Source organism: Providencia sp. PROV236 (assembly GCF_033676985.1).
Taxonomy (GTDB): Bacteria; Pseudomonadota; Gammaproteobacteria; order Enterobacterales; family Enterobacteriaceae; genus Providencia; species Providencia manganoxydans.
Genome location: NZ_CP096297.1, coordinates 1,390,254 through 1,417,109, shown reverse-complemented (window position 1 = coordinate 1,417,109; position 26,856 = coordinate 1,390,254). Strand labels below are relative to the sequence as shown.

General features: G+C 41.0%; 23 protein-coding genes. 8 read left to right on the top strand and 15 right to left on the bottom strand.

All coding sequences use genetic code 11. The features are described 5' to 3' along the window. Positions 1-13: 13 nt before the first annotated feature. From aceE to nadC, 3 genes are all read right to left on the bottom strand, one after another. Entirely contained in the window at positions 14-2,680 is a 2,667-nt protein-coding gene (aceE, locus tag M1E96_RS06100) for a pyruvate dehydrogenase (acetyl-transferring), homodimeric type (RefSeq protein WP_070925284.1), read from the bottom strand. Positions 2,681-2,985: 305 nt separating this feature from the next. After that, positions 2,986-3,756: a pyruvate dehydrogenase complex transcriptional repressor PdhR gene (pdhR, locus tag M1E96_RS06095; RefSeq protein WP_070925283.1), complete on the bottom strand. Its 771-nt coding sequence runs from the start codon at positions 3,754-3,756 to the stop codon at positions 2,986-2,988. Positions 3,757-4,621: 865 nt separating this feature from the next. Further along, entirely contained in the window at positions 4,622-5,524 is a 903-nt protein-coding gene (gene nadC, locus M1E96_RS06090) for a carboxylating nicotinate-nucleotide diphosphorylase (RefSeq protein ID WP_272580131.1), read from the bottom strand. A gap of 390 nt (positions 5,525-5,914) precedes the next feature. Here nadC and ampD point away from each other — a divergent pair, with 390 nt between their 5' ends. The 7 genes from ampD to yacG all read left to right on the top strand — a co-directional run bounded on the left by ampD (position 5,915) and on the right by yacG (position 11,632). After that, positions 5,915-6,463 carry a 1,6-anhydro-N-acetylmuramyl-L-alanine amidase AmpD gene (gene ampD / locus M1E96_RS06085; RefSeq protein WP_337979956.1) on the top strand — a complete coding sequence of 183 codons (549 nt, stop codon included), beginning with the start codon at positions 5,915-5,917 and terminating at the stop codon, positions 6,461-6,463. Positions 6,464-6,737: 274 nt separating this feature from the next. Beyond that, positions 6,738-7,160 (top strand): prepilin peptidase-dependent pilin, encoded by a 423-nt coding sequence (gene ppdD / locus M1E96_RS06080; RefSeq protein ID WP_272580132.1) that lies wholly within the window; start codon positions 6,738-6,740, stop codon positions 7,158-7,160. Positions 7,161-7,174: 14 nt separating this feature from the next. Then, complete coding sequence (locus M1E96_RS06075; protein WP_070925279.1) at positions 7,175-8,575, top strand: ATPase, T2SS/T4P/T4SS family; 1,401 nt, start codon at positions 7,175-7,177, stop codon at positions 8,573-8,575. Next, complete coding sequence (locus M1E96_RS06070) at positions 8,575-9,762, top strand: type II secretion system F family protein (protein WP_319066233.1); 1,188 nt, start codon at positions 8,575-8,577, stop codon at positions 9,760-9,762. Before M1E96_RS06075 ends, M1E96_RS06070 begins: the two co-directional genes overlap by 1 nt. A gap of 284 nt (positions 9,763-10,046) precedes the next feature. Further along, the gene (gene coaE / locus M1E96_RS06065; RefSeq protein WP_272580136.1) at positions 10,047-10,664 is read left to right on the top strand and encodes a dephospho-CoA kinase; all 618 of its coding nucleotides are present in this window, start codon (positions 10,047-10,049) and stop codon (positions 10,662-10,664) included. Further along, positions 10,661-11,419, top strand: coding sequence for a cell division protein ZapD (zapD, locus tag M1E96_RS06060; RefSeq protein WP_140181808.1), 759 nt, complete (start codon positions 10,661-10,663; stop codon positions 11,417-11,419). Before coaE ends, zapD begins: the two co-directional genes overlap by 4 nt. A 15-nt stretch (positions 11,420-11,434) precedes the next feature. After that, a complete protein-coding gene (yacG, locus tag M1E96_RS06055) occupies positions 11,435-11,632 on the top strand; it encodes a DNA gyrase inhibitor YacG (RefSeq protein WP_070925277.1) in 198 nt (65 codons plus the stop codon). A 202-nt stretch (positions 11,633-11,834) separates the two neighbouring features. Here the strand turns inward: yacG and mutT are convergent, their stop codons facing one another. The 3 genes from mutT to secM form a co-directional block, all read right to left on the bottom strand. Next, a complete protein-coding gene (gene mutT, locus M1E96_RS06050; RefSeq protein ID WP_070925276.1) occupies positions 11,835-12,224 on the bottom strand; it encodes an 8-oxo-dGTP diphosphatase MutT in 390 nt (129 codons plus the stop codon). A 62-nt stretch (positions 12,225-12,286) separates the two neighbouring features. Beyond that, positions 12,287-14,998 (bottom strand): preprotein translocase subunit SecA, encoded by a 2,712-nt coding sequence (gene secA / locus M1E96_RS06045; RefSeq protein ID WP_070925275.1) that lies wholly within the window; start codon positions 14,996-14,998, stop codon positions 12,287-12,289. A gap of 95 nt (positions 14,999-15,093) precedes the next feature. Further along, positions 15,094-15,621, bottom strand: coding sequence for a secA translation cis-regulator SecM (gene secM / locus M1E96_RS06040; RefSeq protein ID WP_070925274.1), 528 nt, complete (start codon positions 15,619-15,621; stop codon positions 15,094-15,096). 234 nt (positions 15,622-15,855) lie between these two features. Here secM and M1E96_RS06035 point away from each other — a divergent pair, with 234 nt between their 5' ends. Next, positions 15,856-16,377 carry a DUF721 domain-containing protein gene (locus M1E96_RS06035; RefSeq protein WP_070925273.1) on the top strand — a complete coding sequence of 174 codons (522 nt, stop codon included), beginning with the start codon at positions 15,856-15,858 and terminating at the stop codon, positions 16,375-16,377. 76 nt (positions 16,378-16,453) lie between these two features. Here M1E96_RS06035 and lpxC read toward each other — a convergent pair whose 3' ends face one another. From lpxC to murD, 9 genes are all read right to left on the bottom strand, one after another. After that, entirely contained in the window at positions 16,454-17,371 is a 918-nt protein-coding gene (gene lpxC, locus M1E96_RS06030) for a UDP-3-O-acyl-N-acetylglucosamine deacetylase (RefSeq protein WP_070925272.1), read from the bottom strand. A 99-nt stretch (positions 17,372-17,470) separates the two neighbouring features. Beyond that, positions 17,471-18,649 (bottom strand): cell division protein FtsZ, encoded by a 1,179-nt coding sequence (gene ftsZ, locus M1E96_RS06025; protein WP_070925271.1) that lies wholly within the window; start codon positions 18,647-18,649, stop codon positions 17,471-17,473. A 56-nt stretch (positions 18,650-18,705) separates the two neighbouring features. Further along, entirely contained in the window at positions 18,706-19,962 is a 1,257-nt protein-coding gene (ftsA, locus tag M1E96_RS06020; RefSeq protein WP_008910356.1) for a cell division protein FtsA, read from the bottom strand. Positions 19,963-19,998: 36 nt separating this feature from the next. After that, positions 19,999-20,811: a cell division protein FtsQ gene (gene ftsQ, locus M1E96_RS06015; protein ID WP_070925270.1), complete on the bottom strand. Its 813-nt coding sequence runs from the start codon at positions 20,809-20,811 to the stop codon at positions 19,999-20,001. A 1-nt stretch (position 20,812) separates the two neighbouring features. Continuing rightward, entirely contained in the window at positions 20,813-21,733 is a 921-nt protein-coding gene (locus M1E96_RS06010; RefSeq protein WP_335674128.1) for a D-alanine--D-alanine ligase, read from the bottom strand. A gap of 3 nt (positions 21,734-21,736) precedes the next feature. Then, a complete protein-coding gene (murC, locus tag M1E96_RS06005) occupies positions 21,737-23,155 on the bottom strand; it encodes a UDP-N-acetylmuramate--L-alanine ligase (protein ID WP_219339430.1) in 1,419 nt (472 codons plus the stop codon). Positions 23,156-23,249: 94 nt separating this feature from the next. Further along, positions 23,250-24,341 (bottom strand): undecaprenyldiphospho-muramoylpentapeptide beta-N-acetylglucosaminyltransferase, encoded by a 1,092-nt coding sequence (gene murG / locus M1E96_RS06000; protein WP_337979847.1) that lies wholly within the window; start codon positions 24,339-24,341, stop codon positions 23,250-23,252. Beyond that, a complete protein-coding gene (gene ftsW / locus M1E96_RS05995) occupies positions 24,338-25,531 on the bottom strand; it encodes a cell division protein FtsW (protein WP_140181797.1) in 1,194 nt (397 codons plus the stop codon). The genes murG and ftsW overlap by 4 nt, the downstream gene beginning before the upstream one ends. After that, positions 25,531-26,856: a UDP-N-acetylmuramoyl-L-alanine--D-glutamate ligase gene (gene murD / locus M1E96_RS05990; RefSeq protein WP_140181795.1), complete on the bottom strand. Its 1,326-nt coding sequence runs from the start codon at positions 26,854-26,856 to the stop codon at positions 25,531-25,533. The genes ftsW and murD overlap by 1 nt, the downstream gene beginning before the upstream one ends.

Below are 26,856 nucleotides of genomic sequence, written 5' to 3'. Positions count from 1 at the left end.
TGATTATTACCTCTTATGCCAGACGTGGATTAACTTTTTCTGGGTTGATGTTGTATTTTTTAATCGCTTCTTCAACGACTTTAACATCAATCTCACCACGTTTAGCCAACTCACCTAACGCCGCAACAATCACATATGAAGTATCAACTTCGAAGTGGTGACGTAGGTTTTCACGGCTGTCAGAACGGCCGAAACCATCAGTACCCAATACGCGATAGTCGCTTGCTGGTACGTAAGTACGGATTTGTTCTGCAAACAGTTTCATGTAGTCAGTAGATGCAACTGCTGGCGCATCATTCATCACTTGAGCAACATATGGCACACGTGGTTCTTGAGATGGGTGCAGCATGTTCCAACGTTCACAATCTTGACCATCACGCGCCAATTCTGTAAATGAGGTTACACTGTAGACATCAGAGCCAATACCGTATTCAGTAGACAGTACATTCGCAGCTTCACGGACATGGCGCATCATAGAACCAGAACCTAACAGCTGAACTTTACCTTTGCTACCTTCAATGGAAGCCAGTTTGTAGATACCTTTACGGATACCTTCTTCTGCGCCTTCTGGCATTGCTGGCATATGATAGTTTTCATTCAGAGTCGTGATGTAGTAGTACACGTTCTCTTGTTTTTCACCATACATACGCTCCAAACCATCTTGCATGATCACAGCCACTTCATAAGCAAATGCTGGGTCATAAGAGATACAGTTAGGAATAGTCAGTGACTGAATATGGCTATGACCATCTTCGTGTTGTAAGCCTTCACCATTTAAGGTTGTACGGCCTGAAGTACCACCAATTAAGAAGCCACGAGCCTGCTGGTCACCTGCTGCCCACATCAGGTCACCAATACGTTGGAAACCGAACATTGAGTAGTAGATATAGAATGGGATCATTGGCAGGTTGTTGGTGCTGTATGAGGTCGCAGCCGCTAACCATGATGAGCCTGCGCCCAATTCGTTGATACCTTCTTGCAGAATTTGACCTTTAGAATCTTCTTTATAGTAAGCAACTTGCTCACGATCCTGTGGTGTATACTGCTGACCTTTAGGGCTGTAGATACCGATTTGACGGAACAGACCTTCCATACCAAAGGTACGCGCTTCATCAGCGATGATTGGCACTAAACGTTCTTTAATAGAATTGTTTTTCAACATCACGTTTAACGCACGAACAAATGCGATAGTGGTTGAAATTTCTTTTGATTGCTCTTCAAGTAATTGATTGAAATCTGACAGTGCAGGAATTTCTAATTTTTCATCGAAGTGAGTACGACGAGCTGGCAAGTAACCGCCAAGGGCTTGACGACGCTCATGCAGATATTTGTACTCTTCTGAATCTTTTTCAAAAGTGATATATGGCAGGTTTTCAATTTGATCATCTGCAACAGGCACATTGAACTGATCACGGAAGTGGCGAACACCATCCATGTTCATTTTTTTCACTTGGTGAGCAATGTTTTTACCTTCTGCTGTTTCACCCATACCATAACCTTTGATGGTTTGAGCTAAAATAACAGTTGGTTTGCCTTTAGTTTCTTTCGCTTTTTGGAATGCTGCATACACTTTCTTCGGATCGTGACCACCACGGTTCAGCGCCCAAATTTCATCATCAGTCATATCTTTAACTAATGCAGCAGTCTCTGGGTAACGATTGAAGAAATGCTCACGCACGTACGCACCGTCACGTGATTTAAATGTTTGGTAATCGCCATCAAGGGTTTCGTTCATTAATTGAACAAGTTTACCGCTGGTGTCTTTACGCAGCAGTTCATCCCAACGATCGCCCCACATAACTTTGATAACTTGCCAGCCAGCACCACTGAAGATGCCTTCAAGTTCATTAACGATTTTACCGTTACCTGTTACTGGACCATCTAAACGCTGTAAGTTACAGTTGATAACAAATACAAGGTTATCTAACTTGTCACGCGTTGCGATAGTAATCGCACCTTTCGATTCTGGCTCATCCATCTCACCATCACCTAAGAATGCGTAAACACGTTGTGCTGAAGTATCTTTCAGACCACGGTTCTCTAAATATTTCAGGAATTTAGCTTGATAGATCGCATTGATTGGACCTAGACCCATTGATACTGTTGGGAATTGCCAGAAATCAGGCATCAATTTAGGGTGTGGATAAGAAGATAGACCTTTACCACCAATTTCTTGACGGAAGTTATTCATCTGCTCTTCAGTCAAACGACCTTCTAAGAATGCGCGAGCGTAGATCCCTGGAGATATATGCCCTTGGAAGAAGACCAGATCGCCACCGTCATTGTTGTTATGAGCGCGGAAGAAATGGTTGAAACATACTTCATATAAAGTCGCAGAAGACTGGAATGATGCCATATGGCCACCCAGTTCCAAATCTTTCTTAGAAGCACGCAAAACAGTCATTACTGCGTTCCAACGAATCGCGGAGCGAATACGGCGCTCCAAATCCATGTTACCAGGGTATGCAGGCTCGTCTTCAACAGCGATAGTGTTGATATAATCAGAATGACTAGATGCACCAGCAGCAATATTTACGCCGCCTTTACGTGCTTCACTCAATACCTGTTCGATAATGAACTGAGCACGATCAACACCTTCTTCACGGATGACCGATTCAATCGCCTGTAGCCAGTCGCGAGTTTCAATCGGATCCACGTCATTTTTCAACATATCTGACATGGTGTATTCCTTATCTGTTATCTATTTTTTAATGTTTTTACTCGTCATACTTCAAGTTGTAGTGCTTTCCGTTAAGGGATAGTGACTTCATTCACTCGTTGCTCATCACATACTTATGTACGCTCCTAGAAACTCATGGACTTGTCACCTAACTGCAACTCAAATTATTTAGAGAATAAATGGAGCCTATCTTCCTGCTACTTTTCCACAAAATAGCGGAAAGATAGGCCCTGCTGTTGTTGCCGCTGAACTCCCAAAGAGAGTAGTTACAGTAATACAGACGCAGCAGTCAGTAATCTATATTACTAATTTAATTCAGGATGTTGCTGTAACCTGCGTAAAGAACGTTCACGTCGCGTTTGTTCACGGCTGATATCCAAAAGTAACTCTTCAATAAAGGCTAAGTGACGATGGGAAGCCTCTCGTGCTTTTTCAGGTTCTCTTGCCATTATAGCGGAGAATATTTGAGCACGATGTTCACTAACTGCTTTGTACATTTCTTTACGGGTATACAAAAATTCAAAATTTTGACGGATATTTTGTTCAAGCATTGGCACCATACAACGCAATAAATGCAGTATTACAACATTATGTGCGGCTTCTGTGACAATCAGTTGATATTGCAAAACAGCGTCAGACTCAGCATCAATATCACCGCTTTGCTGAGCCTTAATAATCAATTCATAACTTTGACGAATGCGTTCCAAATCCTCATCAGTACCGCGTAACGCCGCATAATAGGCAGCAATACCCTCAAGGGCATGACGAGTTTCAAGAAGATCAAATTGAGATTCAGGGTTACCAGTGAGTAGCTCGGTTAAGGGGTCGCTAAAACTTTGCCACATTTGCTTTTGAACATATGTTCCCCCACCTTGGCGGCGAGATAGTAGCCCTTTAGCTTCGAGAGTTTGGATTGCTTCACGCACTGATGGCCTAGAAACGTCGAACTGTTTGGCCAGTTCACGCTCAGGAGGTAGCTTTTCGCCGGGGCGCAATGTCCCTTCGAAAATAAGATGCTCGAGACGTTGCTCAATGACATCGGATAATTTTGGTTGGCGAATTTTACCGTAAGCCATAACCTGCCATGATCATAGTGAGTAATTAATGATTAGCTATCGCACAGTGTTAATTGGTATTACCAATTTCTGTTTGGATTAATAAAGTAACAAAGTATTCACTAACTGTCCATAAAGACCTTGCGCTAAATCATAAAATCCTGCAAATTTTAACAGATTTTTTTAAATTATAGCATATTTTGATAACTAATCCGTCCGAAGTTAGCACCTATTCTTAACAATCAGAACGAATCAATATGTAAAAATTACTTAAACTGAAACGATATAGCAGAAAACAAACAGAATAATTATTCAATTTTAACCGTTAAAAAAACAAAGCAGCTTAGCAAAAATGAAAATGATTAAAATTATGAGAAGTGAATATTAACAATATAGTTAAATATTCATCTCATCTGTTATTTTACTCAAACCAAGCGTCCAACACATCTACTGAATAGAAGAGATTCCTCAGCTAAAAAAACTAACATTCGCTATTTTGATTTCATGATAGAACTATTACTGTGTATACCCTAAATAATTCGAAATACAGATAGGCGACGAACGAAGAGAGACAAGGGTATAGATAACTATGTGATTCGGTGAGCACCGCATAGTCCCCCTACCTTGAAGTATGACGATTATATCTTTATTTATATGTGGGTCCTTATCCATATAAAAAGGTAAAAGAACTAGAGATATCCAATCATCTCTCTGGATATTGACGAAACAGAGTAAAGCGTACGCCTTCCGTTCTGCGTTATCCTGTCGAAAATCGATAAATTGATTTTCCTCGTTTATTTCAGAACCCCTAACGACTGCCGCTAAACATGATATGTTTGTCAACAGTCTGAGATATGGCTAAGCCATATCTCATTTTATCGATCTCCTACGATGATTTCTCAATAAAACGCATAGAAAGATCCATAGCCTTAATATGTTTTGTCAAAGCGCCAACAGAAACGAAATCAACCCCTGTCTCGGCAAATTCTTTGATTGTTTCTAAAGTCACATCCCCTGAAACTTCAAGTGCAGCTTTACCAGCAGTAAGTACAACCGCTTCTTTCATCATAGTCACAGTAAAATTATCAAGCATAATAATATCCGCATCAGCTTTAATCGCCTGTAGCAATTCATCCAAGCTTTCTACCTCTACTTCAATAGGAACTGTAGGATGAGCTTGGCGGGCTAGTTTTACAGCTTGCGTGACAGATCCTGCCGAAATGATATGATTTTCCTTGATAAGATAAGCATCCGACAATCCAAGACGATGGTTGAAACCGCCCCCCATTAAGACTGCATATTTCAATGCGCTTCGTAAACCTGGGATTGTTTTACGTGTATCTAAAAGCTTAGTGCGAGTCCCTTCAAGCTCAGCAACATACTTTGCGGTGACGGTAGATACTGAAGACAATGTTTGAATAAAGTTTAACGCTGTTCTTTCCCCTGTAAGTAACACCTGAGATGGCCCTGACATTTCACACAGTAATTGGTTCGCTGTCACTTTATCGCCATCGTTAACATGCCACGTCACACTTACTTGTCCACCCAATTGCTTAAAAACTTCGTCTAACCATTGCTGCCCACAAAATACGCCATCTTCTCTGGTAATAATCCGTGCATCGGCTTGTGAGTTTGGAGATAAAAGCTGCCCTGTAATATCTTGTTTATAATCGACTACCTGACCAAGATCTTCTTTTAATGCATTGCTTACCGTAAACGGGATATCTGTACGTAACCTTTCAAGCAATACTTCACGTCGTTGGTTTTCGTCATAACGCCTTGTAGCCATTAATCAACTCCAATAAAATGATTATAAACCCACCATAAGCTCTTTGAGCGCAGTTCACTTGTTTGTATGGGGACTTTACTGTTTGACCGATTTGTTATTCATCATACTCCAAGTTAAAACATGAATTAAGGGATGCCAACGATACAATCCGCAACAAAAATCCCACCTTACAGAAAAAGTGACAGCTTCGTTATTGACACTACACCTACTTACAAGCCACTATTCAATTGAATTTAATAAAATTTCTAGTACATTTTTAATCAATTAAACTAATAAATACCTCTTCATTAAATACGCAGAGAGTTCAATTATTTTACGTATATGCTAATCTCTCGAGTAAAAGTTTTTGAATACGAACAACACTACAAAGAGAACACAATGGCACTGAGTATGGAAATACAGAATGGTTGGTTAAAAAATGTAACGCATATTCCATCTCCACATCATGATGAACGCCCAACTAACACCCCGCCTTCCCTATTAGTGATCCATAATATCAGTTTACCTCCTGGGCAATTTGGTGGCCCTTATATCAACCAACTATTCACTGGAACACTAAACCCAGAAGAACACCCATTTTTTGATGAAATCAAACACCTTCGTGTTTCTGCACACTGCCTCATTCGCCGTGATGGTACTGTTATTCAATATGTCCCTTTCAACCTCCGCGCATGGCATGCAGGACAATCTATCTACCAAGGAAAAGAAAAATGTAACGATTTTTCAATTGGCATTGAGCTAGAAGGGACAGACTTTGAACCTTTTACTACTGAGCAGTACGATTCATTGACTTCTATTACACAAGCACTGATAAGCCAATATCCAGATATAAAAGACAACATTACAGGTCACAGCGATATCGCTCCAGAGCGTAAAACTGATCCCGGCCCCTACTTCGATTGGCTAAAATTTAAAAACCAACTCAGCGCTAAAAAATAACAGCAGTACTGTTACTCGGCTTTCGGTGCAAACTACGTCACAGTTTGTACCAATCTCTTTTCTTCAATTTCTAATCTATATTTATCACATGCCGCGCATTAATTTGAGTCGCTATTTTACAGTTAAATAAACTCTGCGAACCTGCTCCCAAGAAAATGTAACAGTTCACATTTCTATAATTTAATTTTCGATAACACTCGAAAACGGTTTTTTATTAAATTAATTATTAATCTTTTTTCATTAAGATAAAAACTCACTTAAATCGGAGGTTTTTATGAATCAAAAAGGATTTTCTTTAATTGAAATAATGGTTGTGATTGCAATAATATCTATATTAAGTGCTATCGCGATACCGGGCTATCAAGGTTATATGCAAAAAGCAGCCATAACCGATGTATTACAAACTCTTCTTCCATATAAAAATAATATTGAGATCTGTGCTTTTAATAAAGGCGCCTTAACGAGTTGTCATTCGGGAAATGAAAATATACCTAATGATATAAAAGGAAAGTATCTAAAAACCATTGAAGCTAAGTCAGGTATCATTACCTTTGAAGCTGATAAGAATCTCTCTGGCTTGTCCGCAACTCTAACACCTACCGTATCAACAGATGGTTCACCATTTAAGTGGCAAGTTGTCTGTGAAAGTGATGACGATAAATTAAAAACACTATGTGAAAACACATTTATTTTTTAATAATAGGATAATTTATGACATCGACCAGGGAAAGAGATTTCATATTTAAAGAATTAAAGTTTTTCTGCGATAAACATTATATAATTATTATTGATTATACAAATAAACGATTATCTATTGCTACAGCTAATAAACCTGAAGACAATGTACTAGCGACGCTTAGATTTATATCGAGTGTACCTGTTTGTTATGATATTTGGCCTAAAGAAAAAATCGATCATTATTTCAATAAAAAATATTCAGAGATACAAGAGCCAGAACCTGAGTATCAACCTAATGAAAATGAACAATTAAATACGACATCTCCTGCCGTTGAATTCGTTGAAGATATGTTAAAAACGGCAATCAGAAAAAGAGCCTCTGATATTCATCTTGAGCCCACGAAACAAGGCTTAAAAATACGTTTACGCGTTGATGGTAAATTGTATTTTATTGCATCCCCACCACTTGAAATTAATAATGAAATCATTGCACGCATTAAAATCCTAGCTAAGCTGAATATTGCTGAAAAACGCTTACCGCAAGATGGACAGATGAATTGGTATCTTGATGGGCACAATTACAGTGTTAGATTATCAACAATGCCTACACTGTATGGTGAGAAACTTGTTCTCAGGGTACTTAATACTCAATTGAGATATTCCATCGATCAAATAGGTTTACATTCAAGTTTGCTAACAAAATTGAAGAAAACACTTTTTCAACCACAAGGTTTGATATTAGTCACTGGCCCTACTGGAAGTGGTAAAACCGTCACTTTATACAGTATGCTTGAATATCTAAATCAATCATCACGTAATATTTCAACCATAGAAGATCCTATTGAAATTCCTCTTTCAGGGATCAATCAAGTACAGGTTAATGACAAATATGGATTAACTTTTGCTTATGTCTTGAGAGCATTACTACGGCAAGATCCAGATATTATTATGATTGGCGAAATTAGGGATGAAGAAACCGCGCAAATCGCGACAAGAGCGGCTCAAACAGGGCATTTAGTCTTATCGACTTTACATACTAACTGTACCTTTAGTGCCATTGAGCGTATGGAACAACTCGGTATTGATAGAACCCAATTAAACTCTTGCTTAAAAATGGTGGTTGCACAAAGACTAGTACGTAAACTTTGTACCAATTGTAAGACTAAAAGCGCCAAAAGCGTTCAAATCAATGACAATCGCTCAGTTCAAGAGTGGTCTGCAAGTGGCTGCGACCTTTGCTTTGCAGGTTTTATCGGCAGAACAGCTATTTATGAATATTTAGAGCAAGATTCACTTATCGAGTTTTTTCTGCATGGAAAAGCCAATTTATCCCATTTTGAAAGCCTTTTTGAAAATGGGTTACGGCTAGTTGGATCTAGTGAAACCACACTCCAAGAGCTGTATTCTGTTGTTGGCAATATAGAGGCTAATTAATGTTTATTTATTCATATATCGCATTATCTAAAAATAATACTATTATTAAAGACGTTATTATATCTAAAAGTAAAAATTGTGCTTTCATCGAGTTATTAAACTTAGAACAAACGCCAATAAAAATAACATTTAAATCTGTATTTTTTCTCGACAGGAAAAACATTGATTATAGGATACATTTTTTTCATCAACTGAGTGCATTATCATCATCAGGTATTAATATACTCCAAAGTTTATATATTCTTCAGAATAATAATCATCCTCCATTCTGGAAAATGATTATCAAATTAGCCATTGATGACCTAAAAAAAGGTGGCTCGCTAGCCAATAATTTTAAAAGAACACCAACTATTTTTACGCCTACAATAGTGAGTTTGGTCGAGGTAGCAGAAAAAATAGGGCAATATGAAAAGAATTTTAAAATTATCGCTGAGATGCTAAAACACCATCAACAAACCAAGAAAAAAATCCTACAGTCATTGAGATATCCTATTATCCTAATCTTACTGTCGGCAGTACTTATATTGCTCATGTTAATTTATGTGCTGCCTCAATTTGAAACCATATATCAAAGCTTTGGTCATGACTTACCCTTTATGACCAGCTTACTTATCTATGTTTCAAAATGGTTATCCGAATATGTAATATACCCACTATTAGCAATATCTCTGCTATCCTTTTCTCTTTTTAGGTACAAACAAAAATTTATTATTTGTACTATAAAATTTTTAAATTATATCCCTGCATTTAGAAATCTTACTCGGGAATACAACCTTACACTGTACTTTTCAATGTTATCTTCTACATTGCAAGCTGGTTTACCATTAACAGAATGTCTAAAGTGTGCAGCTAATACAATTGTTCATCCATTTTACAAACAAGCCTGTTTAGTTATACAACACTCTGTTGTGAAAGGAGGTTCCCTTTCTACTGCAATGAAAGAGCAATCTTTCTTTCCTAGTATGGCATGCCAACTTATCGCTGTCGCAGAGGAATCAGGGCAATTAATTCATTTCGTACAATATTTATTTGCACATTTTTCAGAGGATTTTATCTTTCGCACTGAGACGTTACTCAAAAGAATAGAACCTATATTGCTTATTTCAATGGCATTTCTTGTAGGTGGAATTATGGTGGCTATGTATTTACCGATATTCAATTTAGGAAACGTTATAACAGGAATCTGATAGCTTAATTATAGGATAGCCTTTTATCTATTTATGATATAAAAGATTGTACAGGTAGCATAATTAAATGATGAGTAGCTAGGTAACAACCGAATGAATCGCTAAGGGTGTAAAAATTTATGTAATGGGCAGCAAGTGAACGTTGGCATCAGACCTTATTGCGAAAGTTCAGTAACTTGAATTATGACGAGTAAATAAGTCTAAATTGCGTATTATCTCATCCGTGAAGACAAACAGATAAAATCCGTGTAACCTAATATTTTTCAATATATATGAACATGATTATGACTTATATTGTCGCACTTACAGGTGGTATCGGCAGCGGTAAAACAACAGTTGCGAATGAATTTGCCAAACTAGGCGTACCGCTTGTTGATGCTGATATCATAGCAAGAACAGTGGTTGAACCTAATACGCCTGCACTTACGGCGATAAAAGCACGCTATGGCGCAGATATAATTAAATCAGATGGCTCTCTTAATCGTCAGCACCTGCGGGAGATTATCTTTTCAGATACAGCAGAAAAACAGTGGCTAAATAGCTTACTTCATCCGCTGATCCATCAAGAGACTCAAAAGCAGCTACAGCAAATCAATTCATCTTATGTATTGTGGGTCGTTCCTTTATTGATTGAAAATAAGCTCTCGCATTTAGCAGATCGCACGCTGGTCATTGATGTGACACCTGAAGAACAAATTTCACGCACAATACAAAGAGATAATGTTAGCGAAGAACATGTAGCGAATATCCTAAAATCACAAGTCAGTAGAAAAAACCGCTTACTACATGCTGATGATGTCATTACCAATCACAATGGTGAATCCAACCTAGCAGATAAAGTGGCGGTACTACATCAACAGTATATGACGCTAGCGCAACAGAAAAATAGGAAATCTATATGAGTGAGCTCAACACAGCCAATTTCGTCACTTATGAGTATCCATTAAATGAAAAAATTCGCTCATGGCTTCGCCTTGAGACTTTGTTACAACAAGTTTATGAACTTAGCCATATAACATCCTATACATCTGGCGTTGCATTTTTCCGTTCCGTTTCAGAGTTGATTGAGATCCTTGATAGAGGAGAAGTTCGTACCGATCTGATTAAAGAATTGGAAAAACATCGCAAACGCTTAGCCACATGGGCAGATGCACCTAATGCAGATAATCAATTAATTTCATCACTACTTAATGACCTCTCAATTAAAACAGCGAATATCACCTCAGCACCAAGATTTGGGCAACAATTAAGAAATGACAAAATCATCAGCATGGTTCGCCAACGCCTAAGTATTCCAGGCGGATGCTGTAGTTTTGACTTGCCAACATTACAGCTTTGGCTAAATATGCCTCAAGAGCAAAGAGATCGTGCAATAAATGAGTGGCTTAAAAGCCTAGCGCCGCTAAAAGATACTTTAGACACTATCTTACATTTACTTCGCCAAGCGGGTTCTTTTGAAGCCAAAGAATGCCATAACGGTTTTTATCAAGATAGCGTTGAAGATAAAGAGTTATTAAGAGTACGATTATCCACCGATAAACCAATTTTTCCGCAGATCTCAGGTCATAAAACACGATTTGCCATTCGTTTTCTTCACATCGACAGCGAAAATGGTATTGTACCCGCAATGATGAATTTTGAATTGTCATGCTGTTGATAAAGGGAGTGATATATGAGCGAAAAAATTGAAGTTAATTGCCCTACATGCCAAAAAGTTGTGGTTTGGGGAGAAGAGAGCCCATTTAGGCCATTTTGCAGTAAACGTTGTCAGCTCATAGACCTAGGTGAATGGGCATCTGAAGAGAAGAAGATCACGAGTCAAGGTGATATTTCAGATAGCGATAATTGGAGCGAACAGCCAGATAACTAGCAATCTATTCACTTTATTCAAGGATTGTTAAACTTTGTAGAGTATATGTAGCAGATAATGCCTTGAAACAAACACCGTATATTCTGGATAGCTTTAAAGCTGTGACCTATCTTCTTTAATCGGCTTTTACCCATTTGAAAATAGGTCACAGGTTTATCATAAGATTGTTGGATCTACACAAGCTAATTGAAAGCTAGTGAGATTACTTCAGCATTTCGACAATCACTCGATTAGCTGGAGGGAATTCATCAGCAACTAAATCTTTTTGGTCAACCCAACGTCCCTTCTGTCCTTCTTTTCCATACGGCTCATTTTTCCAACATGAAACCATATAAAAATAGAGTGTCACACAGCGCTCATCAAATTCATGTTCCACACAATGAAATAACTCACATTCAGTGACAATAATACCCACTTCTTCTTCCAATTCACGGATCAACGCGTCTTCAGGTTGTTCGCCTTTTTCGAGCTTTCCACCGGGAAATTCCCAATAGCCAGCCATATGCGTACCACTTGGGCGCTCAGTAATAAATATCTGTTGGTCATTATTACGAATGATCCCAGCAGCGATATATAAGTGTTTTTTTTCCATAATTTTTTCGTTAAAAAGGCGGGTTACCCCGCCTTGGATTTATCTATTAGTCATTTAATAAATTAATTTAAGCGACCGTGGCATTGCTTGTATTTTTTTCCTGAACCACAAGGGCATGGGTCGTTACGACCAATCTTATGGCCTTGTGTGGCAATTTGCGCTTCAGCTTCAGACATCAGTGATTCAGCACTTGCTTCATGGCTAAGATGCTGTTTTTTCGCTAAACGTTCTGCTTCTTCTTTACGTTGTTGCTCTAATGCTTCAACTTCTTCAGGTAAACGAACTTGAACTTTAGATAACGTGCTAATCACTTCATATTTCAGTGATTCCAGCATATTTGCAAACATATTGAACGATTCGCGCTTATACTCTTGTTTTGGATCTTTTTGCGCGTAACCACGTAAGTGGATACCTTGGCGTAAATAGTCCATAGAAGCCAAATGTTCTTTCCACAGGGTATCTAACGTTTGTAGCATGACACCTTTTTCAAAATTACGCATCATTTCAACGCCAACAATTTCCTCTTTGCGTTGATACACTTCAACCGCTTTTTCCATAATACGTTCACGTAACGTTTCTTCGTGCAATTCAGGCTCTTTATCTAACCATTCTTTAATTGGTAAATCTAAATCAAAGTCGTTAATTAGACGTTTTTGCAAACCTTCAATATCCCACATTTCTTCTAAAGATTGTGGCGGAATGTATGCATCAATTGTTGTTGTGAATACATCTTCACGAATACTCTCGACAGTTTCTTGAATATCACCACCATCAAGTAGCTCATTACGCTGCGTGTAAATTGCGCGACGTTGGTCACTCGCAACATCATCGTATTCAAGTAATTGTTTACGAATATCAAAGTTACGGTTTTCAACTTTACGTTGTGCGTTTGCAATCGCCTTAGTTACCCATGGGTGCTCAATAGCCTCGCCTGGTTTCATTCCCAATTTACGCATCATACCGGTTACACGATCTGATGCAAAAATACGCATTAGCGCATCTTCCATTGATAGGTAGAAACGGGAAGAACCAGCATCCCCTTGACGCCCCGCACGACCGCGTAACTGGTTATCAATACGACGTGATTCATGACGCTCTGTACCAATGATATGCAAACCACCCGCTGCCAGAACGGCATCATGGCGAATTTTCCATTGAGCTTTGATTTCATCAATTTGTTCTTGGGTTGGCTCTTCTAAAGCAGCAACTTCAGTTTGCCAGCTTCCCCCTAACATGATATCGGTACCACGACCCGCCATGTTAGTTGCAATGGTAACGGCACTTGCTTGACCTGCGTTTGCGATAATATCTGCTTCCATAGCATGGAATTTTGCGTTCAAGACATTATGGGCAATCTTGGCTTTTTTCAGCGCATTAGAAATTAATTCAGATTTTTCGATTGAAATTGTACCGACCAAAACAGGCTGGCCATTCGCCGTTCTTTCACGAATATCTTCAATAATTGCATCAAATTTATCTGCTTCAGTCATATAAACTAAATCAGGTAAATCTTTACGCACCATTGGACGGTTTGTTGGGATAACAATGGTATCCAGTTTATAGATAGAACTAAACTCAAATGCCTCGGTATCAGCCGTCCCGGTCATACCCGCTAGTTTTTCATATAAGCGGAAATAGTTTTGGAAGGTGATTGAAGCCAATGTTTGGTTTTCATTTTGGATTTCAACACCTTCTTTCGCTTCAACTGCCTGATGCAGACCATCAGACCAGCGGCGACCTTCCATTGTACGACCAGTATGTTCATCGACAATGATAACTTGACCATCTTTAACGATATAGTCAACATCCAAGGTAAATAGTGCATGGGCACGAAGACCCGCCATCACATGGTGCATCAACATGATATTAGAAGGTGAATACAGTGACTCGCCCTCTTCCATTAAGCCTTCATCAGATAGCAGTTTTTCAATCAATACCAGCCCACGTTCAGTCAGTGTGACTTGACGTGATTTTTCATCAACAGAGAAGTGACCTTCGCCTTGGAAAGTATCTGAATCTTCTTTCTCTTGACGCTCTAATTTAGGAATGATTTTATCAACTTTTTTATACAGCTCAGAGCTGTCTTCAGCTGGACCTGAAATGATCAGAGGAGTACGTGCTTCATCGATAAGAATTGAGTCGACCTCATCCACCAATGCATAGTGAAGTTTACGTTGAACACGCTCTTCAGGACTAAATGCCATGTTGTCACGTAAATAGTCAAAACCAAATTCGTTGTTTGTACCATAAGTGATATCAGCAGCGTAAGCTTCACGCTTCAGACCAGCAGGCATACCCGGTAGGTTAATACCGACTGTCAGCCCTAAGAATTCGAACAATGGACGGTTGTTTTCTGCGTCACGTTTCGCCAAGTAGTCGTTGACGGTGACAACGTGAACCCCTTTACCTGTTAAGCCGTTTAGGTAGGCAGGCAGTGTTGCCGTTAATGTTTTACCTTCACCAGTACGCATTTCAGCGATACAACGTTCGTTCAGTACCATACCACCGATTAGCTGAACGTCGAAATGGCGCATACCGAAAACACGTTTACTTGCTTCACGTACTGTCGCAAATGCTTCAGGTATGATGCTTTCAAGACTTTCATTTTTGCTTAAACGCTCGCGAAACTCTTGCGTTTTGGCTTTCAGTTCATCGTCTGTCAGTTTTTCAAACTCAGGCTCAAGACGGTTGATATTTTCAACCTCTTTGCGTAAACGGCGCAAAGTACGATCGTTGCGGCTACCAAAAACTTTGGTTAATAGTTTTGTTAACATAATTCTTTATTCTCAGTTAGTTATTAAATGATCACATCATTTATTTTGAACGAAAAACAGTTCACCTAATAAAGGCGTAGTAATAACAATAATAATTAACTGAAAATGGGTCCGGCACGGATCCCGTGAACTTGCGCAACCCACATCGCAGGTTGAAATGAAATAAATAGAGGATAGATATAATAATTTGATTGAGAGGCGATTTCGCCCCATTGCAATGATCGTTGTGCCAACATAGCATACAACGTATCAAGCATAATTTGTGGTGCTAGCTGTAAGCCTTTTTGTTCGTCTTGCTGGCTCGCATCATCATCTTCAGTGGCTGAAAATGCAAAGGTCAATTGCCTGATCACATTTCTAACGGCATGTTGCTGCCAATAATTCACCGAATAAGAAGAGGATGATGAGGAGCGCTGAGGGTTTTGCTGAGCAAATAAGTTATCAAATGCATTAACCGCTTGATTTTGGCGATTAACAGAAGATGAATTGAATTGTGTTTGTTGCCCATCAGATAAAGCATTCAAAATCGCAGGCATGCCAATACCTGTAGCCACAACCCCTAATAAGAGGTGAGACCAAAAGTATCGTCTACCAAATTGTCGCCAAAGATTTAGAATACCCATCAAAGTCTTAAATTATTTTCTGTTATACTCATCATGCTACAAACTGCTAAGATTTGCGCTAAGGTAGTTAACTACCTTCATTGGTACTAGTCGCAGTGTTTTCTATGGACGCTTAGCCGTAACTTGGATCATTTAGAGTATACACTGTATTTATATATTATCGTTTTATAGTACACATATCATATCGCACTTGTCGTACTAGAGCACTGAACTACCCATTAGCTGGAGCTAGAAATGAGAGATAGTCACCCACAAGAGCTATTTGATGCACTTGAAGAGTCGCTCGCTAAAACGAGCAGCCCTTTAAAAACTATTCAACGTACTGCACAAGCTATCAATAAGCTAAATCAAGCTGTAAAAGGCTTATTACCCAGCGAACTAAAGCCTATGTGCCGCGTTGCAAATTATCGTAATTGCATATTGGTTATCGAAGTTGCTAACGCAAGTTGGATGACCCGTTTGAATTATGAAAAACTTCATCTGATTTCTGCATTACGAAACTCTATTCTACCATCTTTATCTTCTATAGACATCAGGATCAACCCAGTTCTAATGCGAAAAAAGGTTGAAAATAGCTCACTGAATAATCAAACAGTTAAAACTCATCAAGTTCCGAACAATCGAAAGATAAGTACAGAGACGGCTAAACATCTATTACGCTTGGCTGAGAATAGTTCGAAGGGGTTAAAAGAGAGATTAGAGCGGCTGGCTGCACTGGCCGGAGAGAGTACCAGTACAACCAACAGAAAAGGCTAACACCAATCTAGTGGTAGCTGCACAACTATTATTTACAAACCTAATTAATACGCTATTTAGTTAAGCGTAAACAGTATTAAGCGTAAACAGTTGAAGGTGCTTTGAATGCCACTGGCAATTCAGCTTCATCTTCAAATGTGACCAGATCCCAAGCTGACTCTTTTGCAAGTACCGCTTGTAGAAGTTTATTGTTCAATGCATGGCCAGATTTGTACGCAGTAAACGCACCAATAATATTGTGCCCACACATGAACAGGTCACCGATAGCATCGAGTGTCTTGTGACGAACGAATTCATCTTCAAAACGTAAACCATCTTCGTTGAGAACACGATAGTCATCAACTACGATAGCACAATCGAAACTACCGCCTAAGCATAAGCCTTTGGATTGCAGATATTCGATATCACGCATAAAGCCAAATGTACGTGCACGGCTAATTTGACTAACAAACGCTTCAGCAGAAAAATCAATTTTATAACGCTGAGTGCTGCTATCAATAGCTGGGTGATTAAAATCGATAGTAAAATCAAGGCTAAAACCATTATATGGCGTGAATTCAGCCCACTTATCACCATCTTCTACACGCACTTTTTCTTTAATACGTAAGAATTTCTTCGCACAATTGATTTCTTCAATACCAGCATCCAGTAATAAGAAAACAAACGGTGCTGCACTGCCATCCATAATCGGGATTTCAGGCGCATTGACTTCAATAACAATGTTATCGATACCTAATCCTGCCAAAGCAGCATTCAGATGCTCGACGGTCGAAATACGCACGTTATCTTCATTGACTAAACAAGTACATAACATGGTATCGCGGACAGACTTAGCATCAGCCGGAAAATCAACCGGAGGATTTAGGTCAGTACGACGGTAGATGACCCCGGTGTTGGCCGCCGCTGGACGCAGAGTAAGCGTGACTTTTTTGCCGGTATGTAAACCAACACCAGTCGCTTCAACTATACGTTTAAGTGTCCTTTGTTTGATCATCGTTTTTTTCTCGCAATGTTATCCGTCCTGCTGATCATCATACTTGATAATCAGCAGGAAAGTTTAGCACAAAAAGCGGAGAAACCAATATAATTAAAATTAATCGGCCTGTTTACGCAAAAACGCAGGAATATCCAAATAATCGGGTTCCTTATTAGTTTGCGTATTTTGGTCATTCACCGCTTTTGCAGCAGCAGGCTTCTCTTCAGTCAATGAAGACATTGACGGCATAGAAGACATGCTATTTTGCATTTGCTGGTAGCGCTGTTCCATTGATGCTTGCTGAGACATCTTGTTGTTAACAAGGGTAATTTCAGGACGTTTATCCATACCAATACCCGTTGCAACGACAGTCACTCGCAGCTCTTCATTCATTTCTGGGTCAAGTGATGTACCAATCACGACTGTCGCATTATCAGAAGCGAATGCACGGATAGTGTTACCTACCGTTTCAAACTCATCCAAACGCAGGTCGAAACCAGCTGTAATGTTGACCAGAACGCCACGAGCGCCAGACAGATCGATATCTTCGAGAAGTGGACTTGAAATAGCCATTTCAGCCGCTTCTTCGGCACGATCTTCACCGCGTGCAACGCCAGAGCCCATCATAGCGTAGCCCATTTCTGACATTACAGTACGTACGTCAGCAAAGTCGACGTTCATCAGACCAGGGCGTGTGATCAGCTCTGCAATACCTTGAACAGCACCTTTTAGTACATCGTTTGCTGCACCAAAAGCATCCAGTAATGAGATACCGCGACCCAATACTTTTAGTAGTTTGTCATTTGGAATAGTAATTAATGAGTCAACATGTTTTGATAACTCAGTAATGCCTGATTCCGCGAATGCCATACGTTTTTTGCCTTCAAAATTGAAAGGCTTAGTCACGACAGCAACAGTTAGGATACCCAGTTCTTTAGCAACTTCAGCAACCACTGGAGCCGCACCTGTACCCGTACCACCGCCCATACCCGCTGCGATAAAGACCATGTCTGCACCATCAAGTGCATTACGTAACGCTTCACGATCTTCTTCAGCGGCATTGCGGCCAACTTCAGGGTTGGCACCTGCGCCAAGACCTTTAGTGATACCAGTACCAATCTGGATGGTTTGTCCGACTGCGGTTTTACGCAGTGCTTGTGCATCCGTGTTGACGGCGAAGAACTCAACGCCTTCAATACGCTCACGCACCATGTGTTCAACGGCATTTCCGCCGCCGCCACCAACGCCGATGACTTTAATCACCGCATCGTTGGTTAGCTCCATTGGTTCAAACATAATGTCTCTCCGTTTTGTGCTTACTTCGAAGCTAATAATATGCTTCTGAATAAAAATTAAAATTCTTTTCTCAGCCAACCGGTAATTTTACTAAACCACCCTTTAACTGAAGCACGTTTTTCCGTTTCGGTATCATCGCCAAGATGGCTTTCTTTACCGTAATGCAGAAGCCCAACCGCAGTTGAATAGTATGGCTCCTGAGCATAATCCGTTAAGCCTGTAATATTGAGTGGAGTCCCGATCCTAACCTGTGTATGGAACACTTTTTGAGCACATTCAACGAGCCCGTCGATTTGTGCAGCGCCCCCAGTAAGAACGATCCCCGCGGCTAAATGGTGTTTGACACCTTGTTGCCTTAACTGTTCCTGTAAATTTAAAATTTCTTCATTTACTAGGTTTAACAGCTCTGTATAACGCGGCTCGATAACCTCTGCTAAAGTTTGACGTTGCAAACTTCTCGGTGGCCGTCCACCCACGCTAGGTACTTCAACTGTTTCATCTTTACTCACTATCGAGCCGACAGCACAGCCATGACGAACTTTGATTGCTTCGGCATCACTTGGTGGTGTACCGAAAGCGTAGGCAATATCGCTTGTTACAACATTACCTGCATAAGGGATCACTTTGGTATGACGTAATGCACCACCTGTGTATACTGCCATATCCATGGTCCCGCCACCGATATCAACCACACAAACGCCAAGCTCGCGTTCATCTTCGGTCAGTACAGAATAACTTGCAGCAAGACCGGCAAAAATCAGTTGGTCGACTTTCAACCCACAACGTTCTACCGCTTTCACAATATTTTTCGCCATATCGTTATGGCAAGTAATCAAGTGAACTTTCGCTTGCATACGCACACCTGAAAGACCAACAGGGTTCTTAATACCTTCTTGGTAATCAATCGCGAACTCTTGTGGGATCACATGAAGAATTCGATGTTCGTCACGAACCCTGACTGATTTAGCGGTATGAACAACACTGTCTACGTCTTCTTGTGTCACTTCTTCTTCTGAAACTGGTACCATACCAATTTCGTTTTGGCAGCTAACATGCTTACCTGACAAGGCAAGATACACTGAAGAAATTTGGCAATCTGCCATCAACTCAGCCTGATCAATCGCCCTTTGCACGCATTTAACCACTGACTCTAAGTCGTTAACGCCACCTTTGTCCATGCCACGAGATGGACAGCTTCCCACCCCGATAATATTCACCATACCATCGGGCAGAATTTCGCCTACAAGGGCCGACACCTTGGAAGTCCCAATTTCAAGGCCTACAACTAATTTTCTGTCCGTCGTTTTGATCATTTGCTTCTGCCTAGTCTGAGTTATTAGCAATATTAATTATTGTAACTCCAGTGGTGCATCCACTAGCAGTGGTGCCCACCCCACCGCAGCGCCACTGGTATAACGTAAATCAACATAGTCGACACGTTTATCTGTGGTTTGCTGCAACAGCGGATAAAGTTCAAGAAAACGATTTAACCGCCCAATTACATCTTTTTTACCGAGTTCAATACGAACATCGTTATCTAAAATAAGCTGCCAAGCATGCCGTGCTGTCATCGAGACTGATTTTAATTTTAAATTTTGCTCTGCAAGTATTCTTTTAAATTCAAGGTACTCTTTTAGCACTTCTTTTTGGCTACCTTGCGGGCCATATAGCAAGGCATAATCACCTTTATTACTTTCACTGGCAGGAAGACTAAATACTCGCCCTTCCTTGTCAACCATTGTTTGGTCATTCCAACGTGCATAAGGCACATATTCGACTAAATGGATCTTTAATTCGTCAGGCCACTGCTTACGTACTGTAACTTGGCGTATCCATGGCATCGCACTAATCTGATTTTGAATCGCATTCACATCAACCGTCATAAATGTTCCCGGTTGCCCCAATGATAATATTGCCTTCCTAACATCATCATTGGTTGTATAGTGGCGCTCCCCCGTTAATACCAGTTTCGACATCGGCAGTCTGTCAGCATCTTTCATCCAGTTCATGACGGTCCAGCCACTCCAAATGATTGTGCCAACAACCATTAAGAAGAAAATCAACCCACCAAGAAACGCACCATTACTTGGTCCTGAATTTGGGTCATTACTGTCATCATTATGCTGTTTATGATGCCTAACATTTAACGCTGCCTGTGACATATCAGTTAGCCAATTCCAAAATACGTACTACCAACTGCGAAAAATCGATCCCTGCTTGACGCGCGGCCATCGGTACTAAGCTATGGCTGGTCATGCCTGGAGAGGTATTCACCTCCAATAAATAAAACTGACCATCGCTATCTTGCATCACGTCTACTCGCCCCCAGCCCTCGCAACCAACCGCTTGATAAGCGCGCATCGCTAACTGAGACAAATCTGCTTCTAACTCATCGTTCAAGCCACTCGGACAAAAGTATTGTGTTTCGTCAGATAGATATTTAGCTTCGTAATCGTAAAAGATCCCCGGCGGTTGAATACGAATTGATGGTAGAGCCTGCTCGCCCAATATTGCGACGGTATATTCAGGACCACTTAACCATTTTTCTATCAACACCGTTTCATCGAAGCGAAACGCTAATTCCAAAGCTGCTGATAAATCATCCAAACTATCGACTTTGCTCATACCTACACTTGACCCTTCCAAGCTCGGTTTGACAATAAGTGGTAGTCCGAGATGTCCCACAAATTCTTCAATTTGTAACTTTGTTAGTGAATTAAATTCAGTTTTGTTTAAAGAAACGTAAGGTGATACCGATAAACCTGCGCCTTCCCATAATTGCTTGGTTCTTAATTTATCCATACTCAAGGCGGAAGCCATCACACCGCTCCCCGTATAAGGAAGTTCTAAAAACTCAAGTACCCCTTGGATAGTACCGTCTTCGCCACCACGTCCATGCAATGCAATAAAGATTTTATCAAACCCTGCTTCTTTTAACGTTACAGCAGGGAACTCTTTAGTATCAATCGCATATGCATCAATACCTGCTTCACGCAGCCCTTTAACGACCGCAGTTCCTGATTGCAGAGAAACTTCACGTTCAGCAGAGGTGCCGCCAAATAAAACTGCAATTTTCTCGGCCATAAATTACTCCTCTACCATTGGTGGCTGTAATTTAGTTTCTGCAAGATTGCGCGCTATTTTACCTATATTCCCAGCACCTTGGACTAGAATTAAATCATTTGGTTCAAGTACTTGAGATAAAATTTGTGCAACTTGCTCAGGCTCTGCCACATAAATTGGATCAATTTGGCCACGACCACGGATAGTACGACATAATGAACGGCTATCTGCACCCGGCACAGGTTTTTCCCCAGCTGGATAAACTTCTAACATCAGTAATACATCAACCTGATTAAGTACATGAGCAAAATCATCATACAGATCACGGGTACGTGAGTAGCGATGTGGTTGAAATACCATGACGATACGCTTGTCTGGCCACCCAGCTCTTGCCGCTTTGATTGTGGCATCAACTTCTGTTGGGTGGTGACCATAATCATCCACCAACATCACATCACCCTCTTTACTGTTTACATGGCGAAGTGAATAGTTACCAAGAAAATCAAAACGGCGCCCAGTACCTTGGAACTCAACTAGTGCAGATAGTATATGCTGATCATCGATACCTTCTTCCGTTGCAACGGCAACCGCAGCCGTTGCATTTAATGCATTATGACGCCCCGGTGCATTCAGCACCACCGTCAGCTCAGGCATGTTCTCACGGGCAATAGTAAAGAAACCTTGATTACCTTTTTGTTCATATTTAACGATGCGCACATCTGCATCTTCACTAAAACCATACGTTGTCACATAGCGACTAACGCGTGGTAATAATGAACGGATCACCGGATCATCAATACACATCACTGCACGGCCATAAAATGGCAAGTTATGCAGAAAGTTAATGAAGGTATCTTTCAAAGTCTCGAAGTTACCTTGATAAGTGTCCATGTGATCCGCTTCAATATTCGTCACCACCGCAACCAGTGGCTGCAAATGTAAAAATGAAGCATCACTTTCATCAGCCTCAGCGATTAAATAGCGGCTGCTACCTAAACGTGCGTGAGTACCCGCTGATTTTACTAAACCACCATTAACAAATGTAGGATCTAAGCCTGCTTGTGCATAAATCCCTGAAATCATAGCAGTAGTAGTGGTTTTGCCATGAGTGCCTGCGACAGCAATTCCATGACGGTAACGCATCAGTTCAGCCAACATTTCAGCACGGCGAATAACAGGAATACGCAGTTCATGAGCGGCTTGAATTTCAGGGTTTTCCGCTGAAATTGCTGTTGAAACCACAACCACACTGGCGTTTTCAACATTCTCAGGGCGATGATTAAAATAGATTGTTGCCCCTAAAGAAGTCAGCTGCTGTGTGACCGCGTTTGGCGCTAAATCAGAACCGCTAATTTGATAACCTTCATTTGCCAACACTTCGGCGATACCACCCATGCCAGCACCACCGATACCGACAAAATGGATGTGCCTGACTCTTCTCATTTCCGGCACTGATGTTCTTAATTTCGCCAACTGTTGTGTATTCACTATATGTCTTCGCTTCTATTAATTCTGTACTAATACCACTTACCGATGATTACTTCGCCACTTCACAGATCACGGCAGCTACGCGCTCAGTTGCATCTGTGATTGCACACTCTCGAGCTTTTTTGGCCATCGACAACAATTCTTTTCTATCCCATTGGTCTAACAGAGTAGCCACGCTATCTGCTGTAAACTCGGGCTGTTCAAGTATTTTGGCCGCACCCGCTTTTTCGAGTGGTAGTGCGTTCCAATACTGCTGACGGTCTTTGTGCTGAAAAGGAACAAAAATTGCGGGTAAACCCGCCGCTGCAATTTCACTGACCGTCAATGCGCCTGAACGACATATAACGATGTCTGCCCATGCGTAAGCTTGAGCCATATCATCGATAAACTCAGTCACTTTATATTCGGAATTAACTGAATACTCGGAATTAACTGGATTTTTTAGGCTTTCATTATACAACGCTTCTGTAGATTCCTTACTTCCTTTTCCTGCTTGATGCCATATATTTAACTGTTTGCTTACTTTTCCAGCAACTTTAGGCATCACTTGATTCAAAATACGAGCACCTTGGCTTCCTCCTACTACAAGCACGCGTATTTGGTCGTCGCGATCTGATAATCGAGCTTCTGGTAGAGGAAGTGCTAGCACATCTTTTCGAACCGGGTTTCCAACAACAGGCGCGTTAGGAAATGCACCAGGAAATGCTTGCAATACACGTTTCGCTATCTTGGATAACCATTTATTGGTTAACCCTGCGATACCATTTTGTTCATGCAGAACAACTGGAACACCAGATAACCATGCGGCAATACCGCCCGGCCCAGAAACATATCCCCCCATACCTAATACAGCATCGGGTTGATATTGCTTAATAATTGCTTTGGCTTGGCATACAGCTTTACAGATCCGCCAAGGTGCCGCAGCCAATGCCATAACACCTTTACCTCTCAGCCCTGAAATACGGATAAACTCTATCTCAATGCCATGTTGTGGCACTAATGTAGCTTCCATACGATCGGCAGTGCCTAACCAGCGAATTTCCCAGCCTTGAGTCTGCAAATAATGCGCCACAGCTAATCCGGGAAACACATGTCCCCCAGTGCCACCAGCCATGACTAATAATCTTTTTGCTCGACTCATTTAACACTCCTTACAAACGCCTGTGCTTTTTCCAGACGTGTTTCAAAATCCACACGCAATAAAACAGCGATAGCGGCAGACATGACTAATAAACTGGAACCACCATAACTGATCAATGGCAATGTTAGCCCTTTCGTTGGCAACATACCGGCCGCTGCTCCCACATTCACCAGCGCCTGAAAGGTAAACCAAATCCCTATAGAGCAAGCTAAATAGCCAGCAAAGAACTGTTTTGCTAACAAAGCACGGCGGCCTATCATCATCGCTCTAAATGCCAACATAAACACCATAAGCAGAACCAGTACTACACCGACGTAGCCTAACTCTTCCGCGAGTACGGAGAAAATAAAGTCAGTATGTGCTTCAGGTAAATATTCCAATTTTTGGACTGAGTTACCTAAACCTTGGCCTAATACTTCACCGCGACCAAACGCCATCAAAGACTGTGTTAACTGATAACCACTACCAAACGGATCTTCCCATGGGTTCAAAAATGAAGTCACTCGACGTAAGCGATATGGCTCAAACCAAATCAACGCCAAAACCCCCACTACGCAAGCCGCAATACCAATAATAAATGGTGCTAATCTTGCTCCCGCGAGGAATAACAAACCTAGTGTGGTAACTACCAGCACGATAACGGTACCTAAATCGGGCTGTAGTAATAACAATGAAGCCATAATGATCAGAATACACATGGGTTTGACAAAACCAAGGAAGCGCGTCCTGACTTCTTCTGACTTTCTCACTAAGTAACTAGATACATAGCAAAACAGCGCAAATTTAGAGATTTCTGCTGGCTGAATTTTAACAATTCCAATGTCAATCCACCGTGAGGCACCATTCACTGAGCTACCTGCAACCAGCACAACGGCTAACATCGCTAAAGCAAACATCAATAACGCAAAGCTGTATTTTTCCCATGTCGCCATCGACACTTTCATCACACCTAGCGCTAAAATGAAAGCGACCACTAAATAAATAACATCACGCTTTGCGAAGTAAAACGGATCTTCAGTGAGCCGCTGACCAACTGGCATTGAAGCGGATGTCACCATCACAAAACCAATCGCAGCGAGACCGAATGCTAACCATACTAGAGTACGATCATACAGTGTAGAGCCTGCAATAACGCCGCTCTTCTCACCGATAACCCAATTTTTTAAGCGCATCGCACCCGGTATAGTCATCAGCCTAGCTCCTTCGCCAACTCAGCAAAAATAGCACCACGTTGCTCAAAGTTTTTAAACTGATCGATACTGGCACAAGCAGGCGAAAGTAAAACCATATCGCCAGCTTTGAGCTGCGGAGCCAAGTAACGCATACTTTGTTCCATGGTCTCAGTAAGTACTGACTTATTCGGCTCTAATTCAGCCAACTGTTTACCATCACGGCCAAAGCAATACAAACGCACGTTGTCTTGCGCTAAATAAGGCTTTAATGGGGAGAAATCAGCTGATTTCCCATCCCCGCCCAGTAACAAATGCAGTGTGCCATCAACTTTTAAACCATTAAGAGCAGCTTCAGTACTACCTACATTGGTTGCCTTCGAATCATTTATCCAGCGGACACCATTATTCAGTAATACCAGTTGAAAACGATGAACTAGACCCGCATAGTTTTTCAATACTCGCAAGCTAGCATCACGATCAACGCCTGCGATATCCGCTAATGCAAGAGCTGCCAACGCATTGGTATAATTGTGCTGCCCTGTTAAATGCATTTCATCAACATTGAGCAGTGTTTGACCTTTGGCAACTAATGTACGACGCAGTGAATCAAAGTAATAATCGCCATTATCAACACCGAAGCTAGTCCAAGTGTTGCTGTTACCCTCAGTAGGTAGAGTTAATGGATCTTGTGCATTCACTACACAATGTTGTGCATTATGATAAATACGCAATTTAGCTTCACGATATTGTGCCAGCCCCAAAGGATAACGATCCATATGGTCTTCAGTGACATTCAATACTGTTGCAGCCAGCGCTTGCAGACTGGATGTCGTTTCCAATTGGAAGCTAGACAGTTCTAATACATACAGTTGATGACCCTGATTAAGCAATGACAACGCAGGGATACCAATATTACCGCCAACGCCAACAGAGATAGCCGCAGCCGTCGCCATTTCGCCCACTAAAGAGGTCACCGTACTTTTGCCATTAGAACCCGTAATCGCAATAATGGGGGCATCCGCTTCACGGCAGAACAGCTCTATATCACCAACAATTTCGATTCCATTATTGGCCGCTTGTTGCAATTCAGGGGTTGCTAATGCGATACCAGGGCTGGCAACAATTAAATCAGATTCTTGTAACCACTGATTATTTAAACCACCACGATGACACTCAACATTTTCAGGTAATTGTTCAACACCTGGAGGGACAGCACGGGTATCCATCACACGCGGGATAACGCCTTGTGATAGGAAAAAGTGCACACAGGATAGGCCCGTAAGGCCTAATCCGATAATGGTCACTTTTTTACCCTGATACTGTTTGCCCTGCGAATGACCCAT